At 62.7% G+C, this 21,569-nt stretch carries 17 protein-coding genes; 2 read left to right on the top strand and 15 right to left on the bottom strand.

The window, feature by feature from the left end:
• Window positions 1–117: 117 nt before the first annotated feature.
• Window positions 118–984: an RNA methyltransferase gene (locus P273_RS0105175; protein ID WP_024627413.1), complete on the top strand. Its 867-nt coding sequence runs from the start codon at window positions 118–120 to the stop codon at window positions 982–984.
• A 183-nt stretch (window positions 985–1,167) separates the two neighbouring features.
• On the opposite strand, the gene P273_RS0105170 is transcribed toward P273_RS0105175, so the two are convergent.
• The 12 genes from P273_RS0105170 to aroC all read right to left on the bottom strand — a co-directional run bounded on the left by P273_RS0105170 (window position 1,168) and on the right by aroC (window position 16,554).
• Window positions 1,168–2,484 (bottom strand): uracil-xanthine permease family protein, encoded by a 1,317-nt coding sequence (locus P273_RS0105170; RefSeq protein WP_024627412.1) that lies wholly within the window; start codon window positions 2,482–2,484, stop codon window positions 1,168–1,170.
• A 101-nt stretch (window positions 2,485–2,585) separates the two neighbouring features.
• Entirely contained in the window at window positions 2,586–3,308 is a 723-nt protein-coding gene (locus P273_RS0105165) for a metal-sulfur cluster assembly factor (RefSeq protein ID WP_024627411.1), read from the bottom strand.
• A complete protein-coding gene (sufU, locus tag P273_RS0105160; protein ID WP_024627410.1) occupies window positions 3,305–3,892 on the bottom strand; it encodes a Fe-S cluster assembly sulfur transfer protein SufU in 588 nt (195 codons plus the stop codon). Before sufU ends, P273_RS0105165 begins: the two co-directional genes overlap by 4 nt.
• A 60-nt stretch (window positions 3,893–3,952) precedes the next feature.
• Complete coding sequence (locus tag P273_RS0105155) at window positions 3,953–5,227, bottom strand: SufS family cysteine desulfurase (protein ID WP_024627409.1); 1,275 nt, start codon at window positions 5,225–5,227, stop codon at window positions 3,953–3,955.
• Between the two features lie 21 nt (window positions 5,228–5,248).
• Entirely contained in the window at window positions 5,249–6,028 is a 780-nt protein-coding gene (gene sufC / locus P273_RS0105150; protein ID WP_024627408.1) for a Fe-S cluster assembly ATPase SufC, read from the bottom strand.
• 1 nt (window position 6,029) lies between these two features.
• Window positions 6,030–7,256 carry a Fe-S cluster assembly protein SufD gene (sufD, locus tag P273_RS0105145; RefSeq protein ID WP_024627407.1) on the bottom strand — a complete coding sequence of 409 codons (1,227 nt, stop codon included), beginning with the start codon at window positions 7,254–7,256 and terminating at the stop codon, window positions 6,030–6,032.
• Window positions 7,256–8,710, bottom strand: coding sequence for a Fe-S cluster assembly protein SufB (sufB, locus tag P273_RS0105140; protein WP_154313578.1), 1,455 nt, complete (start codon window positions 8,708–8,710; stop codon window positions 7,256–7,258). The genes sufD and sufB overlap by 1 nt, the downstream gene beginning before the upstream one ends.
• 261 nt (window positions 8,711–8,971) lie before the next feature.
• Entirely contained in the window at window positions 8,972–10,636 is a 1,665-nt protein-coding gene (locus tag P273_RS0105130; RefSeq protein WP_024627405.1) for a CTP synthase, read from the bottom strand.
• A gap of 65 nt (window positions 10,637–10,701) precedes the next feature.
• Window positions 10,702–13,245, bottom strand: a complete 2,544-nt coding sequence (locus tag P273_RS0105125; protein ID WP_024627404.1) for an excinuclease ABC subunit A — start codon at window positions 13,243–13,245, stop codon at window positions 10,702–10,704.
• A complete protein-coding gene (gene aroQ, locus P273_RS0105120; protein WP_024627403.1) occupies window positions 13,242–13,712 on the bottom strand; it encodes a type II 3-dehydroquinate dehydratase in 471 nt (156 codons plus the stop codon). Before aroQ ends, P273_RS0105125 begins: the two co-directional genes overlap by 4 nt.
• Window positions 13,713–13,715: 3 nt before the next feature.
• The gene (locus P273_RS0105115) at window positions 13,716–15,347 is read right to left on the bottom strand and encodes a bifunctional shikimate kinase/3-dehydroquinate synthase (protein WP_024627402.1); all 1,632 of its coding nucleotides are present in this window, start codon (window positions 15,345–15,347) and stop codon (window positions 13,716–13,718) included.
• 13 nt (window positions 15,348–15,360) lie between these two features.
• A complete protein-coding gene (gene aroC, locus P273_RS0105110) occupies window positions 15,361–16,554 on the bottom strand; it encodes a chorismate synthase (RefSeq protein WP_024627401.1) in 1,194 nt (397 codons plus the stop codon).
• 62 nt (window positions 16,555–16,616) lie between these two features.
• On the opposite strand from aroC, the gene P273_RS0105105 reads away from it, so the two are divergent.
• Entirely contained in the window at window positions 16,617–17,093 is a 477-nt protein-coding gene (locus tag P273_RS0105105; RefSeq protein ID WP_024627400.1) for a hypothetical protein, read from the top strand.
• Between the two features lie 53 nt (window positions 17,094–17,146).
• Here P273_RS0105105 and mltG read toward each other — a convergent pair whose 3' ends face one another.
• From mltG to alaS, 3 genes are read right to left on the bottom strand one after another with little or no spacing between them, the layout of a single operon-like run.
• Window positions 17,147–18,343 (bottom strand): endolytic transglycosylase MltG, encoded by a 1,197-nt coding sequence (mltG, locus tag P273_RS0105100; RefSeq protein ID WP_024627399.1) that lies wholly within the window; start codon window positions 18,341–18,343, stop codon window positions 17,147–17,149.
• Window positions 18,344–18,826 (bottom strand): Holliday junction resolvase RuvX, encoded by a 483-nt coding sequence (gene ruvX / locus P273_RS0105095; RefSeq protein WP_024627398.1) that lies wholly within the window; start codon window positions 18,824–18,826, stop codon window positions 18,344–18,346. It lies immediately after the preceding gene.
• Between the two features lie 7 nt (window positions 18,827–18,833).
• Window positions 18,834–21,515 carry an alanine--tRNA ligase gene (alaS, locus tag P273_RS0105090; protein ID WP_024627397.1) on the bottom strand — a complete coding sequence of 894 codons (2,682 nt, stop codon included), beginning with the start codon at window positions 21,513–21,515 and terminating at the stop codon, window positions 18,834–18,836.
• Window positions 21,516–21,569 lie beyond the last annotated feature (54 nt).

The raw sequence follows: 21,569 nt of genomic DNA, 5'->3' as shown, positions 1-21,569 counted from the left end.
TGATCGGTACGGCTCTTTCTGACCTATTATTCGAGCTCTCCATCGAAAATGTCTCATGCTCGGTTTTCAGTCGCGCCGCCTATGCTGTAACCAGGACCAGAAGGAGGAACGGAAGGCGTGCTCAAGGTGAGAATCGACTCCATCGAGGATGACAGAATCGAGGCCTACACCAGGCTGACCGAACCTCAGCTGCGCAACCGCCTGGAACCCGCTAAGGGCCTGTTTATCGCCGAATCCCCCAAGGTCATCGCCCGCGCCCTGGATGCCGGGGTTGAGCCTATCTCCTTCCTGGTGGAAGAGCCCTGGCTGGAGGGGATGCATTCCATGTTCGACCAGGTGGACGCAACCTTCGGACCCGACATTCCCGTCTACGTCGCCAGCCCAGCACAGCTCAAAGCCATCACCGGCTACCGGCTGCATCGGGGCGCACTAGCCGCCATGAGACGCTGGCCTCTGCCCACTGTGGAGCAGGTTTGCCGCTCGGCAAGGCGGGTGGCCGTCATGGAGAACATTGTTGATCACACCAACATCGGCGCACTGATGCGTTCTGCGGCAGCCCTACAGGTGGATGCGGTACTGGTAACCCCTTCCTGCTCTGACCCTCTCTACCGCAGGGCTGCAAGGGTCTCCATGGGCACTGTCTTTCAGGTTCCCTGGACCAGGATTGGTGGCGACGACGTCCACGCCTGGCCCGACCAGGGCATGCGCCAACTACACGATTTGGGCTTCACCACGGCAGCCATGGCCCTGAACCGGGATGCCATCAGCCTGGATGAACTGGCGGAACGGCTGGGGCCTGGGTCCGACCAGATTGATCGCCTGGCTTTAATATTCGGTACCGAAGGCGATGGGCTAAGCCACAGGACCATTGCCCGAGCGGACCTGACCGTGCGCATCCCCATGAGCCACGAGGTGGACAGCCTGAATGTGGCCGCCTCAAGCGCCGTAGCCTTCTACGCAACCAGACCCCAGCATGGTAGCTGAGCCTTGCCGGCTGACTGCACCAACCAGCCAACTGAGCCCTCTGCTGCGTAGCTAATTCCTGCTGACCTGAGTCTATTCACTTCATGGCTCAATATCGGGTAACCATTAACATCAGGCAATACTTGGCAACAGACCAAAGTTCGCGTGTCAAGTAACCAAGGAAGGTTGGCAACTCAGGCGCAATCAGCTCTGATGGGAGACGGCCTGCGAATCCTCATGAATGTAGTCGTCAGGGTCGATGGTTCCCCGCCAGCGGCCGATGGCCTTGAGACCGTGGTACATGACCAGCGTAGCCACAGAGCCGATGGCGATGCCGTTGAAACTGACCCCGGCAACCGCAAAGGTGAAGTCGGCTATGCCCACGATCATGACGACGGCACCCACGGTCATGTTGACGGACTTGCCGAAGTCCACCTTGTTCTCCACCCAGATACGGATGCCCAGCATGCCGATCATGCCGTAGAGCATGGTGGTGACCCCGCCCAGAACGCCGGTGGGGATGGTGTTGATGATGGCTCCGAACTTGGGGCAGAGGGAGAGCAGGAAGGCGAAGATGGCGGCACACCAGTAGGCGGCCGTGGAGTAGACCTTGGTGGCGGCCATGACTCCGATGTTCTCGGCGTAGGTAGTGGTGCCCGAGCCTCCGCCCAGTCCGGCCAGTGTGGTGCCCAGACCATCGGCCATCAGGGCTGTGCCGATCTGGTCATCATAATCGCGGCCGGTCATCAGGGCCACGGACTTGACGTGACCGATGTTTTCGGCCACCAGGACCAGCACCACGGGGATGAACATAGCCAAAACGGAGGGATCGGCTTGTGGGGTGTGGAAGTGAGGCAGACCGAACCAGGCGGCCTTCTCCACAGCCGCAAAGTCGACTTGGCCCTGGGTGACCGCGAAGATGTAGCCGACGATGACTCCCAGCAGGATGTTGAGTCGGCCGATCAAGCCCTTGAAGAGCACGGCTATCAGCATGACGGCCACCAAGGTGACCAAGGCGGTCAGCGGGGCGGATTTGAAGTTCTTCCAGGCCGAGGGGGCCAGGTTGAAGCCGATGATGGCCACGATGGCACCGTTGACCACCGGGGGCATGATCATATCGATCCATCGCGAACCGGCAAAATGGACGACCAAGCCGATCAGGAAGAGCAAAGCACCCGTAACCATGATCCCGAAGGAGGCCACAGCCAGACCCTTGTGGGCGGTTGTCACGGCCAGGACGGGAGCGATGAAACCGAAGGAGCTACCCAGGTAGGAGGGCAAACGGTTGCGGTTGATCAGCAGGAAGAGGGCCGTGGACATGGCCGTGAAGAAGAGGGTGGTAGAGGGATCGAATCCGGTCAGAATGGGAACCAGGAAAGTGGAGCCGAACATGGCGATGACATGCTGGGCACCGATGCCAGCCGTACGTGGCCATGTGAGTCGTTCATCGGGTTCCACAACCTCGCCCGGAGCCAAGGTTTTCCCGTCGCCGTGCAGTTTCCAGCCCATGGACAATGCCATTTCACTGTGCTTTCTCTCATGCGCCGTGCCGGTCACGGCGGACCGGAATCATCACTATATTCGCATGGGAGGACCCGGGTTGGTCTACCGGAGGGATGGTCTCACTGATAGGTGGGCATGTTCTCGAAGTTGAAGCCGATGGCGGCCAACTGCTCGCGACCCTCGGGGGTGATCATGTCCAGGGTCCAGCGCGGCGACCAGGTCCAGTCGATGCGGAACTCCTCGACCAGACCCGCCAGGACGCTGGCGCACTGGTCTTCAATCAGGTCGGTCAGCGGACAGGCCGGCGTGGTCAGGGTCATGGTGATGATGGCCCGTCCCAGTTCGTCGATTTCGATGCCATAGACCAGCCCCAGATCAACCACATCAATACCCAGCTCGGGATCGATGACCTGGTGGAGGGCCTCCCTGACATCCTCCGCAGTGGCCCGGCCGATATCGTCGACGGCCTTCAAAGGGATGGCCTCCTCAGCAGCGGCCTCAGCGTCGGCGGCATTCTGGTCCGCAGTTTTTTCACTATTGGCGACCGGCTCGCTTGCCGAGGTTTGGTCATTCGAGCCCTGCTCCGCTGACACACTTTCAGTGGAAGCGTCAGGGGCATCTTGGCCGGCAGGCTGATCGTCGGACTTAGCCGAATCGGACTTCCTGTCAGCCTGGCCATCGACCTGACGCATGGAACCACCCTCGGCCGATTTCAGAACCGTTTCCGCGCCCAGGGGATTGCTAGCCAGTGCCTGCGCCGTGCCGGGATCACTAATGGCCCGGCCCACTGAAGCCAGGATGGAGTCCTGGGGTTCGGGCACCAAATTCGTATTGCCGCTCATACCTGCTCCTCCTTCTCACCTTTGTCGCCCTCTTGCCCAGCCGACAGGGCCTGAGCCACCGAGGCCTTCATGCCCTCCCAGCCCAACAGTGCGCACTTGATTCGCATGGGGTACTTGGACACACCCTGGAAGACCATGGCATCACCGAGAGCGTCCTGCGCCTGCTCATCCTCGATGCCGGCTCCGCGCGATTCCATAAGCTTGCGGAAGTCGGCAGCCAGATCCATGGCATGGTCAACGGTCTGCCCCTGGACCAGATCCACCATGATGGACAGGCTGGCTTGGCTGATGGAGCAGCCCGAACCCTGCCAAACAATTCGCTGGATGAGATCGGGACCGCCCTGCTCGCCAGGCGCCACCTCCACATGGATGGTGGCCTGATCCCCGCAGGTGGGATTGAACTGATGGGACTCGGCAGCCAGGCAGGCCTCGTGCTCCACCCTGATGGTCACGCCGTCGCCATCAGAGTCTTCTCCCCCATCAGCCTGATCTCCTACACGCCCGTGAGGATCCCGGGCTGCGTCCAGGATCACCTCCTGGTACATCTGCTCCAGTTCCTCGTCATCCATCCCGAAATCCGCCATGTCCTTAAACCTACCAGTATGTCTTTGCCAAAACCGTCAATGTGCTCCAGGTGAAGACCCTCAGCCCACCCGGAAGAACCTGCGGACTCCGGAGACGGCATCCAGCAAGGCATCCGTGTCGGCCACGGTATTGTATACGCCGGTCGAAGCGCGGTTGGAGGCCATCAGGCCGAAGTGACGATGGACCGGTTGGGCGCAGTGATGACCTACGCGGATGGCAATGCCGCGCGAATCCACATACTGACCCACGTCATGGGGATGGACCCCCTGCACATCGAAGGCGACCGTGCCAATACGATCCTCCGGAGTGGTCGGCCCGAGGATACGTACCCCGTCCAGCTCCCCCAGCCTCAACAGACCTAGGGTGATAGCCTTCTCATGTTCGGCCACGTTCTCCATGCCCAGATCCATCAGCCAATCGGCAGCTACGCCAGCGCCGATCATCTGGGCCACCGGCTGGGTGCCGGCCTCGAACCGGGCTGGAGGATCCATGTAACTGGCTGGACGGTCCAGGTAGGCCAGCTCCACCATAGATCCGCCGAATGATGCCGGAGGCAGGGCCTCGAGCAGCTCTCGGCGACCATAGAGGAAGCCCACACCGGTTGGGCCGTACATCTTATGCGCACTCCAGGCGGCGAAGTCCACGTCCATGGCATGCAGATCAATAGGTAGGTGAGGCACCGACTGGCATACGTCCAGCACCACCAGAGCACCCACCTGGTGGGCACGGCGGACGATGGGCTTGATGTCAGTGATGGCGCCGGTCACGTTGCTGACGTGGGTGACGGCGACCACCTTGGTCCGCTCGGTGATGACCTGGTCGGCGGTATCGGCCAGAACACGACCCTCCGGATCCAGATCGAAGTACTTGAGCACTGCTCCGGTACGGTAGCAGAGCTCCTGGAAGGGCAGGAGGACCGAGTGGTGCTCGGCCTTGCTGACCACGACTTCATCACCAGGCTTCAGTGCGAATCGACGTGCCGCCTTGCCTCCACGACCCAGGCTGGCGTTGCCGAAGGCGGTGGCCAGCAGATTCAGAGCCGCTGTGGCACCGGCGGTCACCACGATCTCCTCGCCGCCCTCCTGGCCCTCTGCGCCGACCAGGGCGGCCACGCGTGAGCGGGCATGTTCGAAGGCCATGGTGCTGCGGGCGGCCAACTCGTGGGCGCCCCGGTGCACCCCGGCGTTGTCTTTCAGGTAGAAGTCCCGAACGGCATCGATGACCGCCAGGGGCTTCTGGGCAGTGGCAGCTGAATCCAGATAGACCAGGGGGTGGCCATGCACCTGCTGGTCCAGAATCGGAAACTGCTGCCGAATGCTGTCATCAATGACCATTGCGGACCTCTTCTCTTATCTTCAGGCCAGGGCTGATTCGGAGTCGGCGCCCTCGGGCAGGTACTGGTCGTACCCGGTCTCCTCCAGGGTGTCGGCCAGCTCGGGGCCACCGGTCTTCACAAAGCGGCCGTCGGCGAAGACGTGGACGATGTCGGGCTTGATGTACTTGAGGATCCTGGTGTAGTGGGTGACCATGAGCACACCCATGCCGGTGTTCTCCTTGGCCCTATTGACCCCCTCGGAAACAATCCGCAGGGCATCGACGTCCAGACCGGAGTCGGTTTCGTCCAGGACGGCGAACTTAGGCTTGAGCAGCTCCAGCTGCAGGACCTCGGCGCGCTTCTTCTCGCCGCCGGAGAAGCCCTCGTTGACCGAGCGGCTGGCGAACTTGGGATCCATGCGCAGCCGCTTCATGGCATCGTTCAGGTCCTTGGTCCACTGACGGATTGCCGGAGCCTTGCCGTCAACCTCGGTCTTTGCGGTACGCAGGAAGTTGGTCATGGACACACCGGGCACCTCGACCGGGTACTGCATGGCCAGGAAAAGCCCGGCCTTGGCCCGCTCGTCAGGGGTCATCTTGAGCAGGTCCTGCCCATCCAGCAGGGCCTGGCCCGAATCCACCTCGTACTTGGGATGGCCGGCCAGGGTGTAGGCCAGGGTGGACTTGCCCGACCCGTTGGGTCCCATGATGGCGTGAGTCTCGCCGGAGTGGACGGTCAGTGTGGCCCCCTTGAGGATCTGCTTGCGACCCTCCTTGGTCTCCACTGAAACGTGCAGATCCTTGATTTCCAATGTGGACATGTCAGTTCTCCTCCAAAACGTGCTGCATCTCTTGATCCTCGCCGGCCGCCAGCCTGCGGTCGATGACCCCCATCAGGTGCCCGGAGACGCTGGGGACGTCGATCTCCTCTACCAGTTCGCCGAAGAAGCCTCGAACCACCAGCTTGCGGGCCTCCTGCTCGGGAATGCCGCGGGACTGCAGGTAGAAGAGCTCCTCGTCGTCGAAGCGTCCGACCGAGCTTGCATGCCCGGCACCGATGATGTCACCGTTCTCGATCTCCAGGTTGGGCTCAGAATCGGCGATGGCCCCAGGGGTGAGCACCAGGTTCCGGTTGAGCTCGTAGGAGTCGGTTCCAGGCGCCGTGGGCTGAATGAGCGCGTTGCCCACCCAGGTGGTGTGCGCGCCGATGCCGTCCAAGGCTCCCTTGTAGACCACACGGGACTTGCAGTTTGGATGGTTGTGCACCACCATGGTCCGATGCTCCATGTGCTGGCCTGGATCGACAAAGTAGATGCCCAGCATGTTCAGGTCACCCTGCTCGCCGCCGAAGTCCTGGTCCATGCGCAGCCGTACGACATCGCCGCCCAGACTGACCACCGAATGGCGCAGGGAGGCCTCGGCACCCAGGTGAATGCGGTGGTTGCCTACATGCTTGCTGCCCTTGTCCCACTCTTGGATGAAGGTGGTCGACATCTGCGAATTGTCGCCAATGTCGATTTCAACCCCTTCTGCAAGGCGTGCCTGGCCCTGGTGCTCGACCACCAGATCGGCCTTGGTGCCCGCCTCCGCCTTGATGACCAGATGGAAGGTGTCCAGCTCAGGGCCGCCGCCGTTGACGCGAACCAGCACAGGCTGATCCAGGGTGCCCTTGAGGTTGACCACAGTCGCCTGCTTGCCGCTCGCCCACTCCACAGCGGCCGCTCGGTCGCTGGGCTTGAGGACCGTGCCGCAGGGAGCTTGACCCATAGGAATCCGGCTGAAGCTGACCTGATCTGCGGGCGGTTCGGATCCGTCGATCATGGTGACCGAGACCTTGGTCAGGCCGCTGGGCTGGAAGACGGTGAAGAACTCCTCCATCCGGTCGATGGGGGTGAACCGCCAGTCATCCTGCTTTCGGGTAGGCATGGGGAAGTCGTCAGGATTGAAGGAGCGGGGCTCCTTGTCGGCGCTGGACGGCATGGTAGCCGGGAAAGCATAGGGATCCTTGGGATCCGCATGCGGAATGGTTATTTCGCTGTTTTGTGACATCAGCCTACCGAACCCTCCATCTGCAATTCGACCAAGCGGTTGAGCTCCAACGCGTACTCCATGGGCAGCTGCCGGGAGATGGGCTCCACGAACCCGCGCACGATCATGCCCATGGCCTCCTTCTCCTCCAGGCCACGGCTCATCAGGTAGAAGAGCTGGTCCTCGGAGACCTTGGAGACGGTGGCCTCGTGAGCCATGGAGACGTCGTCCTCGCGAACGTCCACATGCGGGTAGGTATCCGAACGGGAGTAGTCGTCCACCAGCAGGGCGTCGCAGACCACCGAGGAGGAGGACTTCTCGGCCCCCTTGATGATCTTGACCAGGCCGCGGTATGCGGCCCTTCCCCCGTTGCGGGAGATGGACTTGGAGACGATGGTGGAGGAGGTGTGGGGTGCCAGGTGAATCATCTTGGCGCCCGTGTCCTGGTACTGGCCCTTGCCGGCGAAGCCCAGGGAGAGGGTCTCAGCCTTGGCGTAGGGCTCGGCCAGGATGCAGGCCGGGTACTTCATGGTGGCCTTGGACCCGATGTTGCCGTCCACCCACTCCATGGTGCCGCCCTCGCGCACATAGGCACGCTGGGTGACCAGGTTGTAGACGTTGTTGGACCAGTTCTGGACCGTGGTGTAGCGCACACGGGCGTGGGGCTCGACCACGATCTCCACATTGGCCGCATGCAGGGAGTCTGTGGAGTAGATGGGGGCTGTGCAGCCTTCCACGTAATGGACGTAGGAACCCTCGTCGGCGATGATCAGCGTGCGCTCAAATTGGCCCATGTTGGGTGTGTTGATGCGGAAGTAGGCCTGCAGGGGGATGTCCACATGGACCCCCTTGGGCACGTAGACGAAGGAACCGCCCGACCAGGCCGCCGTGTTAAGGGCAGCGAACTTGTTGTCGTCCGGCGGAATGACCGTGGCGAAGTACTTGCGGAAGAGGTCCGGGTACTCCTTGAGGGCCGTGTCCGTATCCAGGAAGATGACCCCCTGCTTGCGCAGATCCTCACGGATGGAGTTGTAAATGACCTCGGACTCATACTGGGCAGCCACGCCGGAGACCAGCCGCTTCTTCTCGGCCTCGGGGATGCCCAGCCGGTCATAGGTGGTGCGGATGTCGTCGGGCAGGTCCTTCCAGTCCTTTGCCTGCTCCTTCAAGGGCTTGACGTAGTACTTGAAGTCGTCGGCATCGAACCCGCTTAAATCCACGCCCCACTTGGGCATAGGCTTCTCCATGAAGGCCCGGTAGCCCTTGAGACGCATCTGCAGCATCCAGTCAGGCTCGCCCTTGTCGGCTGAGATGGCCCTGACCACGTCCTCGTCAATGCCCTTGTGGGCGTTGCGCCCGGCATCGTCGGAGTCGTGCCAGCCATAGGTATAGTCGCCGAACTCGGAGATGATCTGGTCGTCTTTTTTGATTTTTTCTTCATTGACGCGGGAGCGGTCGGCCACGTACTGGCTCATTTCCACATCCCGCGATGTGTCTGTCCGCTGCGAGGTGCTGTCCACGAGCTGAGACCTCCTAACACACGCACGGCCGCCATATGCGGCCGATCACACCATTACAGAATAACCAGGACGGTAGTAAACCGCCAGACCCGGGCTTACGCTCTCTAAGGAATCCAGCCGGCACTCTTGACAAAGTCGTCGATACGGACAATCGCCCGCTTCCCTGCAGAAGGGAAACGAGCGATCATACCGAAATGCCTGAAAAGGATCAGCCGCTCAGGCCGCCTCCTGGCCTCCATGCTCCAGGCTGGCCTTGACCAGACCAGCGAAGAGGGGATGCGGCTTGGTGGGCCGGGACTTGAACTCCGGGTGGGCCTGGGTGCCCACATAGAAGGGGTGCTGGTCCTGGGAGAGCTCCACGAACTCGGTCAGCTGCCCGTCCGGGCTGGTGCCCGAAATGTGCAGACCGGCCTTGTCCAGCCGCTCCTTGTAGGCCACATTGACCTCGTAGCGGTGGCGGTGACGCTCCGAAATCTCGGTGGAACCGTAGAGCTTGGCCACCAGTGAGTCGGGCTTGAGCACTGCCGGGTAGGCACCCAGCCGCATGGTATGGCCCATGTCGCCATGGCCGGCCACGATGTCCTTCTGCTCCTCCATGGTGGCGATGACCGGGTTCTCGCAGTCAGGCTCGAACTCCGAGGAGTTGGCATCCTCCAGCCCCAGGACGTGACGGGCGAACTCGATGACCATGGACTGCAGGCCCAAGCAGAGTCCCAGGGCTGGCAGGCCGGTCTCGCGGGCGTAGCGCAGGGCGCCGATCTTGCCCTCGATGCCGCGGATGCCGAAGCCTCCGGGAACCACGATGCCGTCAACGCCCTCCAAGGCCTTGCGTGCACCGTCCATGGTCTCGCAGGTGTCAGCGGCCACCAACTTGACCTGGACCTGGGACCGGTTGGCAAAGCCGCCGGCCTTCAGCGCCTCGATGACCGACAGGTAGGCGTCAGGCAGGTCGATGTACTTGCCAACGATGGCGATGGCCACCTTGGTGCGGGGGTTGTGAACCCGGTCCAGCAGATCCTCCCACTCGTTCCAGTCGACGTCGTGGAAGGGCAGTCCCAGCTTGCGCACCACGTAGGCATCCAGACCCTCCTTGTAGAGGATCTTGGGCACGTCGTAAATGCTGGGCGCATCCACGCAGTTGACCACGCCCTCGGCATCCACGTCACACATCAGGGAGATCTTGTCCTTGATGGCCTGGTTGAGCGGCCGGTCGGAGCGCAGCACCAGGGCGTCGGGAGCGATGCCCAGCTGGCGCAGGGCCATAACCGAGTGCTGGGTGGGCTTGGTCTTGAGCTCGTGGGCGGCGGCCACGTAGGGCACCAGGGAGACATGGACGAACATGCAGTTGTCCGGGCCGATGTCCCGACGAACCTCACGGGCGGCCTCCATGAAGGGCTGGGACTCGATGTCGCCCACAGTCCCGCCGATCTCGGTGATGATCACGTCCACGTCGTCGCTGGCCTGGGCCCGCATACGGCTCTTGATCTCGTTGGTCACGTGGGGAATGACCTGGACGCACTGGCCCAGGTACTCCCCAGCCCGCTCCTTGCGCAGAACGGACTGGTAGATCTGGCCGGTGGTCACGTTGGCCTTCTGGGAGAGGAAGACGTCGGTGAAACGCTCATAGTGGCCGATGTCCAGATCGGTCTCGGCCCCGTCCTCGGTCACGTAGACCTCGCCGTGTTGGAAGGGGTTCATGGTCCCCGGATCGACGTTGATGTAGGGATCCAGCTTCTGTTGAAGAACGCGAATTCCGCGGCTTCTCAGCAGTCGGCCCAGAGAGGATGCGGTCAGCCCCTTGCCCAGTGAAGAGACCACGCCGCCGGTGACGAAAATGTGTTTGGTGATATGCCCTTGCGAATTTCCATGTTCTCTGACCATGGAACTTCAGCCTATCAGGCAGGAGCGACCAGAAACCGGCCAACACACGAGGAGGACAGACCGATTCAGGGACGGCTCAGATGCAGATGGTCGGCCAGGTAGCGGCCGGTAACCGAATCAGGGTTGCGTGCCACTGATTCAGGGTCGCCCTGGGCCACGATTCTTCCGCCTCGGTCACCGCCGCCCGGGCCCATGTCGACCACATGGTCGGCGTTGGCGATCATGTCCAGATCGTGCTCGATGAAGACCACCGTGGCCCCCTTGCTGACCAGGCGCTCCAGCACCCCGATCAGGACGCGCACATCCAAGGGATGCAGACCGGTGGTGGGCTCGTCCAGGACGAACATGGAGCCATTCTGTCTGCGGCCCAATTCGTTGGACAACTTCAGCCGCTGGGCCTCCCCACCAGACAGGGATGGGGTGTCCTCCCCCAGGGTCAGGTAGTCCAGGCCCAAGTTCTTCAGTGTCTGCAAGCCTCGGCGGATGGCCGTGTACTCCCGGCCCTGCGCGAAGACCTCCAGGGCACGGCCCACCTCCATGGCCAGCAGATCGGGCAGGCTCAGCGGCTCCGGGTGTGCCGGCGTGGACAGACGGTACTGCTCGGCTTCCGGGCGGTATCGACGACCCTGGCAGCTGGGGCAGGTGATGGGGATGTCGGGCAGGAACTGCACGTCCAGGCTGATCTGCCCTGTGCCGTCGCATTGGGGGCAGCGCAGGGATCCGGTGTTGTAGGAGAATGCCGAGATGCCCAGCTTGTCTTTTTTCGCCTGGTCAGTGGCCGCGAAGAGTCGGCGCAGCCGGTCCATCAGCCCCGAGTAGGTGGCCACTGTGGAACGCACGTTGATGCCTATGGGCGAGGAGTCCACCAAGCGAACCCTGTCGATGCCCGCCGGATCCAGACTGTGCACATGCTTGGGCATGGATTCGCCTTGGATTTGGGCCTGCAGGGCCGGGACCAGGGACTCCAGGATCATGGTGGTCTTTCCCGAGCCGGATACGCCGGTCACCGCCGTCATGCATCCCCGCGGAATGGCTAGATCCAGCGGGTGGACCGTGTGAATGGGTCCTGACTGCATACGGATCCATTCATCCTCTGCAGGCATAGGGTGACGGTCTCGCACCAGAACAGGCTCGCGTCCATCCAGAAAGCCTGCGATGCGCGAGTCCGGGTCTGTAGCGATCCGCTCAGGGTCTCCCTGGGCCAGAATCCTGCCGCCACGCTCCCCTGCTCCGGGACCCATTTCGATCAGATAGTCGGCTGATTGCAAAACCTTGACGTCATGGTCGACGAAAACCACGGAATTGCCGTCGGCCAGCAGGTCGCGCATGACCCCTATCAACCCCTCCAGGTTGGCGGGATGCAGACCGGTCGAGGGCTCGTCCAGCACATAGAGCACGCCGGTGGTCTCATTGCGGACAGCCCTGGCCAGCTGGGCCCGCTGCCGCTCTCCTGTGGACAGAGAGGCGCTGGAACGGTCCAGGGTCAGGTAGCTCAGTCCCAGTTGGATCAACCGCCTACCCATTTCGTCCAAGGTCTTGCAGAGGGCCGAGGCCATGGGCTGCATGGGTTCAGGCAGCGTGGGTGGCAGTTTCCGGCCCCAGTCCAGCACCTTATCCAGGGGCCAGGAGGTGACCTCGGCCAGATTGTCCCCGTTGATTCGGGGCAGACGGGCTCGTTGGTTGAGCCGGGTACCCTTGCAGTCCGGGCAGGTCCGCTCGGTCAGGAACTTGGCCACCTTGGCCAGACGCTTGTCGTCGTTGGCCCTCTTGAGCTCCTCGGTCACGGTCAGCCGTGCGTTGCGGAAGGTGAAGTCCAGTTCGTGGACACCCTTGATCGAAGTAATGGTGATGTGCTTCTTCTCGGCCGGCCCCTCGAAGACGATCTTCCGCTCCCGATCGGTCAGATCCCGCCAGGGCACGTCAGTGCGGACTCCGAACTCGCGAACGATGTCGGGCTGGACGTTAAAGCCGAAGGTCCGCCAGGGGACCACAGCCCCCTGGTCGATGGTCAGACTGTCATCGGGAACCAGGGTGGCATCGTCCACCTCACGCACGGTCCCGGTCCCCTGGCAGGTGGGGCAGGCTCCCAGGGAGTTGAAGGCCAGCTCCTCAGCGCTGGGAGGCTCGACTTTAGCACCGCAGATGGGGCAGGTGATGGGCATCTCGGCTGCCACGGCCAGAGTGGGCTCCTGTCGATGACCATTGGGGCAGACATGGCTGGCCAGCCGGGAGAACATCAGCCTGAGTACGTTGAGCAGCTCGGTGGCGGTGCCAAAGGTGGATCGCATGCCGCCCACACCCGGCCGCTGACGCAGGGCCAGGGCAGGAGGCAGGAAACGCACCGACTCCACCTGGGGACGCTGGGCCTGGGTCATCCGCCTCCTGGTGTAGGTGGACAGGGATTCCAGGTAACGCCGGGACCCCTCGGCATAGAGGACCCCCAGAGCCAGGGAGGACTTGCCGGAGCCGGAGACCCCAGCGATGCCCACCAAGCGATTGAGAGGAATGTCTACGTCCAGGTTGCGCAGGTTGTGGACCCTGGCGCCGCGAACAAGGATGGCCTTGGGCGGTGCGGAGAGGTTTTTGCCTGTCTCCCTGCTGTCGCTCATGCGTTCTCCAGCAGGTGGGCCACTGCTTCCAGGGCCAGCCGGTAGCCGTAGAAGCCCATGCCGGTGATGGTGCCTGTGGCCACCGGCGAGATGACGCTACGTCGGCGGAAGGCCTCCCTGGATGCCGGATTGGAAATATGGACCTCCATCAGCGGCAGCCCTGCCTGCGTGACTTGGACGGCGGCATCGGAAAGCCCGTAACTGTAGTGGGTAAAGGCGGCGGGGTTGAGCACCACTGCACTGCGCTGATCCACCGCCTGGTGCATCCAGCGAATGACCTGGCCCTCGTCGTCCGACTGCAGCACCTGAACATCCAGACCCAGCTGCTGACCCCAGTCTTCGCAGTCCCGGGTCAGAGTCGCCAGATCCTGACGACCGTAGACATCAGGGTCGCGCACACCCAGCCGACCCAGGTTGGGTCCGTTGACCACCAGAACCGTCTGCCTGCCCTTGTCGGCATCCGCCATCTGTCATTCCTCCTTGCGTATGGCCTGGAAGGCCTCCTTGATCGCCGAGACCGGTGGGTCGTCCAGGTGGGTGGGTTTGCCCAAACCATCAAGAATGATAAACCGCAACTTGTTGCCACGGGCCTTTTTGTCCCGATGCATGAGGGCCAGCACCTGGTCGAAGTCGCCCCCGTTCCACCAAGTCCTCAGTCCCAGGGAGGACAGCAGCCGCCGATGATAGTCGACCGCCTCCTGATCCAGGTGGCCGGTGATCCTGGCCAGCTCGGCTGCAAAGACCATGCCCACAGACACGGCCTGACCATGCCGCCAGGTGAAGTGTTCGATCTTTTCGATGGCGTGGCCCAGGGTGTGGCCATAGTTGAGGAATTCCCGCAAGCCGGACTCCTTGAGGTCCACCGAGACGTGCCGGGCCTTGACCTCTACAGTGCGTTCGATCAGATCCTGGACCACCGTTCCCAGCCACTGGTCGGACTCCTGTCCATCGAAGGAACGAAGGGACTCAGCCCGCTCCTCCAGCTCGCGCAGGATGCCGCCGTCCATGATGAAGCCGGACTTGGCCACCTCGCCCAGGCCCTCCACAAAGATTTCATTGGGCAGGGTCCGCAGGGTCCGCAGATCAGCCAGGACGCCGACAGGGGTATAGAAGCTGCCGACCAGATTCTTGCCCTGCTCCAGGTTGATGCCGGTTTTGCCTCCAGTGGAGGCGTCGACCATGGCCAGCAGGGAGGTGGGGCAGTTCACATAACGGATGCCCCTCATCCAGGTGGCGGCGATGAATCCAGCCTGGTCTGTGGCCGCTCCCCCGCCCAGTCCCACAACTGCGTCGGAACGAGTGAAGCCCTCGGTGGCCAGGCGCTCCCAGATACCCTGGCTAACCTTGATGGTCTTGCCGGCCTCAGCGTCGGGAATGGCCAGATCCACTACCTGGTAACCGGCTTGTCGAAGCAGGGCCCGGGCATGGTCGGAATGGCGCTGAACCGGCTGGGTATGAATCAGGGCCACACGCATGGTCTGGTCGCCAAGCAGCTCATGCAGCCGCCCGGTCACGCCTGCACCGATCCTCACATCGTAGGGGTCGGGACCGCTGACGTGGACCACCCGCTCAGTCAAGGCATCCGCCAGCCGTCTGGCCAGGGCTCGGGGGGTGGTGTTCCTGGATTTAAGGGTGATGGTGGCCAGCTCCTGGTAGACGCTGCGACGCTCACGGTAGAGAGCCATCCAGCGCTCCGATGCGCCGCCGCGGAGTAAGGGACGATGATCCGACCGAGCTGCTCGGCTGACCCCCTCCTCGGGGTCGACCTGCAGGTAGACCACAGCGCCGCCTGCCCGCCGATAGTCCTGCAACGCCTGGAAGACCTCGGTGCTCATGGGAGCGCCTCCTCCCAGGGACAGGATGCCACCGGGAAAGTCCTTCAAGAGATCCAGGACCACCCTGGTCTCCATACCGCGGAAGGCCTGCTCACCCTGAGTGTCGAAGATCTCGCTGACCGATTGGCCTGCTTCCTCCTCAATGCACTGGTCCGTATCCCGGAAGGGCGTCTTGATCAGGGCGGCCGTCTCCCTGCCCAGACGGGTCTTGCCCGCACCGGGCATGCCAATGACGACAGCCTTGGGCATGCTGCTGCTTTCAATCATGCAAGTCCGCCCCTCACCGTAGATGCTCGGGCCAGGACTGGAGGTAGGCCTGGGCGTTGCGCCGAACCTCCTCAAGCGAGTCACCGCCGAACTTCTCCAAGGCGAACCGTGCCAGGGTCAGGTTCATCATGGCTTCGCCGATCACTGCGGCGGCAGGTACGGCGGTCACGTCGGAACGCTGATGGATGGCCTGGGCAGGCTGGCCGGTGGCCACATCCACCGTGCGCAGGGCCCGCGGCACCGAGGAGATGGGCTTCATGGCGACCCTCACCTTGATGGGCTGGCCGTTGGATGTGCCACCCTCCAGGCCGCCTGCATGGTTGCTGAGTCTGCGGATGGTGCCGTCCTGACCAGGCTCCATCTCGTCATGGGCCTGTGAACCGGGGCGATCAGCCTCACGGAAACCATCACCGATTTCCACGCCCTTGATGGCCTGAATACCCATGAAGGCACTGGCCAGGGCAGCATCCAGACGTCGGTCGTCCTCCACATAGGTGCCCAGACCTGCCGGCACACCATAGGCGATAACCTCGAAGACCCCGCCGGCTGTGTCTCCATCCTTCTTGATCTGGTCAATTCTGGCCATCATCCGCTTCTCGGCATCCTTGTCCAGGGTCCTGACCGGCGAAGCGTCCAGTGCAGGTCCGTCTTCGGGGCCGGGCGTGACTTCATGACCCTCCAGGCCGACCCCGGCTATGGATATGACATGGGAGACGGTCCGTATTCCTAAAGCCTGTTGCAGGAAGTCAGCCGCCACCGATCCCAGGGCCACCCGGGATGCGGTCTCCCTGGCCGAAGAGCGTTCGAGGACTGGACGTGCATCCGTAAACCCGTACTTGCGCATACCGGTCAGATCGGCATGGCCGGGCCTGGGCCGGGTCAGTGGGGCGTTGCGACCGGTCGCCGGGGGCTCCTGGTCGGCAGGCAGTTCGTCCACGCTCATGACCTGCTGCCACTTGGGCCACTCCGTGTTGCCGATCTCGATAGCCACCGGAGAACCGAGCGTTCGTCCATGCCTGACCCCGGTCAGCAGCCGAACCTTGTCCTGTTCAAAGCCCATCCTGGCCCCACGACCATAGCCCAGCCGACGACGGGCCAAGGCCGATTCAATATCCTTGGTGGACACGGCGACCCCTGCGGGCAGACCTTCCATCATGGCCACCAGGGCCTCTCCGTGGGATTCCCCTGCCGTCTGCCAGCGCAACATATTCAAGCTCCTCGTTTGTTCCTCGTTTGCCAGGTTAGGGCTACGTATGATTATCTTAGAAGATGGTCTACCTCATCCCAGCGCCGGGACTGCTGACCGCCCTCCTCCTGGCCCTGATCGACATCCGCTCCCGGCGAGTCCCACGTCTTCTAGTGCTCTTGGGGCTGGTGCTGCAGACCGTGACCCTGCTGGTCTTTTCACTGATCCAGGCGCAACCGATGCTGCTGGTGCAGTGCCTGCTGCTGACTCTGGCCTCTGCAGGCCTTCAGCTCATGCTAGCCCTGATCCGACCCGGTGCCCTGGGGTTGGGCGACGTGACGGCCACGGGTCTGGTGGCCTTGAGCCTGTCGGTTCTGGGATGGACAACGATCCTGGTCTGGTGGGTGATGATGGGACTGCTGGGGTTGGTTGCCCTGGGCCTGGCCTGGTTGGCCCGTCATCGCAACGGACCCGCCAGACCAAACAACCCCCTCTCGCTGGCCTATGTCCCGGTCATCCTTGCAGCAGCGGCAGTGGCCCTGGTCATTGATGCCATCTAGAGCCGGCAGGCACCTGACCGGGGGTTGGGATCCTCAAATCCAAGGAAAATGTGCTAATTGTTCTGCTCGTTGTGCTTGGATTCCCAGGCCTTGTATTCCTTGACATCTCGGTTGAACTGATCCTGGTTGTCGCTGAACCTGGTCTCCCCCGTGTCCATGTTGACGGTCACGAAATAGAGCCAGTTGCCCGACTCCGGGTGCATGGCCGCCTGGATGGCCTCGTCTCCCGGGCTGCCGATGGGGCCTGGAGGCAGGCCCTGGTGGACCCTGGTGTTGTAGGGGTCGTCGGCGTTCTGCAGCATGGCATCGGTCAGCTTCAAGGCCGAGACGTTGTTGGAGTAGGCCACCGTGCTGTCCATGCCCAAGGGCATTCCCTTGGCCAAGCGGTTGTCGATGACCCTTGCCACCTTGCCGTAGTATTCCGATTTGTTGACCTCGGCTTCGGTAATCGAGGCTGTATTCAGGATGGTCTGCCGTTCCTGACCTCCGGGTACGCCCAGCTGATCCAGATGCTCAATACGCTTGGAGACCAGGTTGGTCAGGATGGCCTTGGCCGACCCGGCCTTGCGCACATCGTACTCCCCGGGCTGCAGCCAGCCTTCAAAGTCTCCCTGGGCCTCCTGGGGCAGAATCCCCTCCCCCTTGGCTTGAACTAAGGCATCGAATTCGCTCTGCGGCACCCCAGAGAGCTGAGCGGCCCTGGCAATCACATCACGTACCCGCTCGCCGGCCCGCACCTGCAGGAAGCCGCCGGCCTTGTTCCGGTCAGTCAGAATGGTCACGACATCGGAGGCTTTCATCCGTAGACGCAGATCGAAGGTGCCGGGCACCAGCCTGGACTCGGATTGGGCGCTGGTGATGGCGTGCAAAAAGGCCTCCGTGGACTTGACCACTCCAGCCTTCACCAAGTTGGCACCGACCTGATCAGCCCCCTGGCCGCTCTCGACCGTGAACTCCACCGGCGCTCCACCAGGGCCTGGATAATCAGGGGCGACCTCCTTGGTGGCTACGATCCTGGGAGTTCCATGGCGTAGCCCGCCCACCAGTATCACCACGCAGGAGGCAGCAACCACCACGGCCAAAGCGATGAGGAGAACCATAATCCGCTGACGGCGCTTGCGACGTTCACGCCGACGACGCATCTCACGACGCGAACGAGGAGGACGTGGCGGCATGGCGGAGACCGGGGCTTGCCCATCGGCCACCCACTGGACCTTATCCTGGAAGAATTCCTGCATGTCGTCGGCCAATTACCACTCCTTGTCGGCACGTTGGTTGTCCAGGGCCGACTGCAGCAGCACAACAGCGGACTGCTGATCGACCACAGGACGATGTCTTCGCCCGTCCACGCGGGCATCGTATAGCTGACGATGGGCGCTGACGGTCGTCAGTCGTTCGTCTCGCAATACTACACTGGGCAACTGCTCAGGGGCAACGCCGGAATCTTGTGCAGCCTCCTGCAGGCGACCGGTCAGGGCACGCACCCAACGGGCCGCCTTTTTGGCGCTGCGACCAGCCTGGCCGCTCAGCAGCAGAGGGTATCCGACTACGACCTTGGACACACATTTATCCATAATCAGGTCTTCCACCTGGTCCAGAGCCTGAAAGTAGTCGCCCTGAACCCTGATGTTGCCAGCGGGAAAGGCCAGGGTCAGCTCCGGGTCCGACAGGGCCAGACCCACCCTGGCTTCCCCAAGATCCACCCCCAGCCATACGGCTGTATGTGATCGCACCGGAAGCTCAGCCCTCTCGGACCTGATCACTCAGGGCCTTCAAGGCCCGGTCAATGGCCGAGGCATCCTGACCGCCACCCTGGGCGAAGTCAGGCTTGCCTCCACCGCCGCCTCCCAGGACCTTGGAGGCTGTCCTGACCAGGTCGCCGGCCCTGAGACCGCGATCACGGGCCGCCTGGTTGGTGGCGACGAAGATGACAGGCTTCTCATCCTCGCTGACACCGGCCAGAGCGACCACAACCGGGTATTCCTCGCCCATACGGGCCCGCAGGTCGGTCACCGTCTTGCGGAGGGCATCCACAGAACCGAAACGGCCCATATTCCGGGATGCGATCTTGACATCCTCCGGGGCATGCAGGGCCTGGTTGGCCAGTTCAGGCACAGCCTGGGCCATCTGCTGCTCATAGGTGGCCGCCAGTCGGCGGTCAGACTCCTTGAGCTTGGCCAGCAGGGCCGAGATTCTGGACTCCAGCTCGTCAGGGCGGGCGTTGAGCTTGTCTGAGAGCTGTGAGACCAAGGCATGCTCACGAGCGTTGTACTCGTAGGCCCCCTGGCCCACTACAGCATCAACGCGGCGAACGCCGGTGCCCACCGAGGCCTCGGACATGATGGAGACCGCACCGATCTTGCCCACGTGATCCACATGGGTTCCCCCGCAGAGCTCCCGGCTCCAGCCGTCCTCGCCTATGGAGACCACACGGACCACGTCGCCATACTTCTCTCCGAACAGATGCATGGCACCCAGGGCGATGGCGTCGTCATACTTCATCTCTTGGGTGGTGACGGCCAAGTTGTCACGCAGCCGGTCGTTGACACGGGCTTCCACCGCATCCATGGCCTGACGGCTGGGGGCTTGCGACCACTGGAAGTCAAAGCGCAGTCTGTTGGGCGCATCCTCGGATCCGCGCTGGGTGGCCTGGGGGCCCAGCTCCTCGCGCAGGGCCTTGTGGACCATGTGCGTGGCCGTGTGCGAACGGGCGATGGCCCCACGCCGGTTCCGGTCGATGGTGGCCGTGACCTTGGCCTGCAGCATCAGCGTCCCCTCGGTCAGCCGGCAACGGTGAACAGTCAGACCCTTGATGGGCTTCTGCACGTCGTCCACCTCTAGGACGGCCCCATCGTCGGTCAGAATCTCACCCTGGTCGGCCAACTGACCACCGGCTTCGGCGTAGAAGGGCGAGCGGTCCAGAATCACCTCAACTTGGGCAGGCGCCTTGACGGCCGGAACCGCTCCCTTGCCCTCCTGGATGATGCCCAGGACGGTCGAGCGGCTGGAGAAGTCGGTGTAGCCCAGGAAAACCTGAGGCTCGTCCAGGCTCTTGCGCATATCGTCGTAGACGCTCAAGTCCACGTTGTGCCGCTTCTTCATGGCATCGGCGCGGGCTCTGGACTTCTGCTCGTTCATCAGCTTTCGGAACTCGTCCTGATCGACCTTGACGCCCTGTTCGGCAGCCATCTCCAGGGTCAGCTCGATGGGGAACCCATAAGTGTCATGCAGGGTGAAGGCGTCCTTGCCGGAGACCTCGGGCTCACCCTTCCCGCTCTTGGCCTTGTTTACGGCCGTATCCAGAATGGTGGTCCCCTTGTCCAGGGTCCGGCGGAAGGCCAGCTCCTCGCCATAGGCGGATTCGGCAACATCGGAGAAGGTGTCGTTGAGCTCTGGGTAGCTGGGGGCCATGGCCTCCTTGGAGACCGGGAAGAGCTGGGGCAGAACCTCCTGATCCACGCCCAGCATCTTCATGGAGCGGATGGTCCGGCGCAGCAGACGGCGCAGCACATAGCCGCGGCCGACGTTGCTGGGGCGGACCCCGTCGCTCATGATCATCAGGGCCGAACGCACATGGTCCGCCACCACACGGAAGCGCACATCATCCTGAGCATTGTCTCCGTAGTGCCGGCCAGACAGACCCTCGGCCGCCTGGATGACGGGGTAGACCTCGTCGGTCTCATAAATGTTCTGCTTGCCCTGGAGCAGGTAGGCCAGGCGCTCCAGTCCGGCGCCGGTGTCGATGTTCTTGTGTTCCAGCTCGCCTACGATGTGCAGGTCGGTCTTGGATCGGACGTTGTCCACCTCGTAGTTTTCGAAGACCAGATCCCAGATCTCGATGTATCGGTTCTCGTCTGCCGAGGGACCGCCCTCCTTGCCATAAGCGGGGCCGCGGTCCACATAGATTTCGGAGCAGGGACCACCGGGGCCGGGGCCGCCAGTGGTCCAGAAGTTGTCTTCCATGCCCAGGATTTCCATGTGCTCGGGGTCGAAGCCCTCGTTCTTCCACAGGGAGCGGGCCTCCTCATCGTCGGTGTAGGTGGTCACCCAGATCGTTTCGGGATCGAAGCCGTAGCCGCCCTGGTCCTGGGGCTTGGTCAGCAGGTCCCAGGCGTAGTGGATGGCCTCCTCCTTGAAGTAGTCCCCGAAGGAGAAGTTGCCCAGCATCTGGAAGAAGGTGCCGTGCCGGGTGGTCTTGCCGACCTCGTCGATGTCCAGGGTGCGCACGCACTTCTGGTTGCTGGCCATCCGGCTCTTGGGCGGGGTCTGCTCCCCCAGCAGGTAGGGGATGAAGGGAACCATGCCAGCGATGGTGAAGAGCGTGGTGGGATTGGGCGAGATCAGGGAGGCGGAGGGAACCACCAGATGATCCTTGCCCTGGAAATAATCGAGGAAACGCTTGGCGATTTCCGATGTGCGCATGCTGCTTCTGCTCCTTCAGACCCGTTGAATGCCGAGGGGATTACGGGTTGTCCA

It is taken from the genome of Bifidobacterium sp. A11 (genome assembly GCF_000499185.1).
GTDB classification, from domain to species: Bacteria; Actinomycetota; Actinomycetes; order Actinomycetales; family Bifidobacteriaceae; genus Bombiscardovia; species Bombiscardovia mizhiensis.
The sequence above is the reverse complement of the archived record's forward strand: the minus strand, read 5'-3'. Positions and strand labels throughout refer to the sequence as shown.

Bases quoted from the DNA above. Each gene is read 5' to 3' on its own strand.
- P273_RS0105170 (WP_024627412.1), bottom strand. From the start codon at position 2,484: ATGGCATTGTCCATGGGCTGGAAACTGCACGGCGACGGGAAAACCTTG.
- P273_RS0105130 (WP_024627405.1), bottom strand. From the start codon at position 10,636: ATGGTCAGAGAACATGGAAATTCGCAAGGGCATATCACCAAACACATT.
- P273_RS0105165 (WP_024627411.1), bottom strand. From the start codon at position 3,308: ATGAGCGGCAATACGAATTTGGTGCCCGAACCCCAGGACTCCATCCTG.
- P273_RS0105125 (WP_024627404.1), bottom strand. From the start codon at position 13,245: ATGAGCGACAGCAGGGAGACAGGCAAAAACCTCTCCGCACCGCCCAAG.
- aroQ (WP_024627403.1), bottom strand. From the start codon at position 13,712: ATGGCGGATGCCGACAAGGGCAGGCAGACGGTTCTGGTGGTCAACGGA.
- sufB (WP_154313578.1), bottom strand. From the start codon at position 8,710: ATGAGCCAGTACGTGGCCGACCGCTCCCGCGTCAATGAAGAAAAAATC.
- sufU (WP_024627410.1), bottom strand. From the start codon at position 3,892: ATGGCGGATTTCGGGATGGATGACGAGGAACTGGAGCAGATGTACCAG.
- sufD (WP_024627407.1), bottom strand. From the start codon at position 7,256: ATGTCACAAAACAGCGAAATAACCATTCCGCATGCGGATCCCAAGGAT.
- aroC (WP_024627401.1), bottom strand. From the start codon at position 16,554: ATGTTGCGCTGGCAGACGGCAGGGGAATCCCACGGAGAGGCCCTGGTG.
- sufC (WP_024627408.1), bottom strand. From the start codon at position 6,028: ATGTCCACATTGGAAATCAAGGATCTGCACGTTTCAGTGGAGACCAAG.
- P273_RS0105115 (WP_024627402.1), bottom strand. From the start codon at position 15,347: ATGATTGAAAGCAGCAGCATGCCCAAGGCTGTCGTCATTGGCATGCCC.
- alaS (WP_024627397.1), bottom strand. From the start codon at position 21,515: ATGCGCACATCGGAAATCGCCAAGCGTTTCCTCGATTATTTCCAGGGC.
- P273_RS0105105 (WP_024627400.1), top strand. From the start codon at position 16,617: ATGGTCTACCTCATCCCAGCGCCGGGACTGCTGACCGCCCTCCTCCTG.
- P273_RS0105155 (WP_024627409.1), bottom strand. From the start codon at position 5,227: ATGGTCATTGATGACAGCATTCGGCAGCAGTTTCCGATTCTGGACCAG.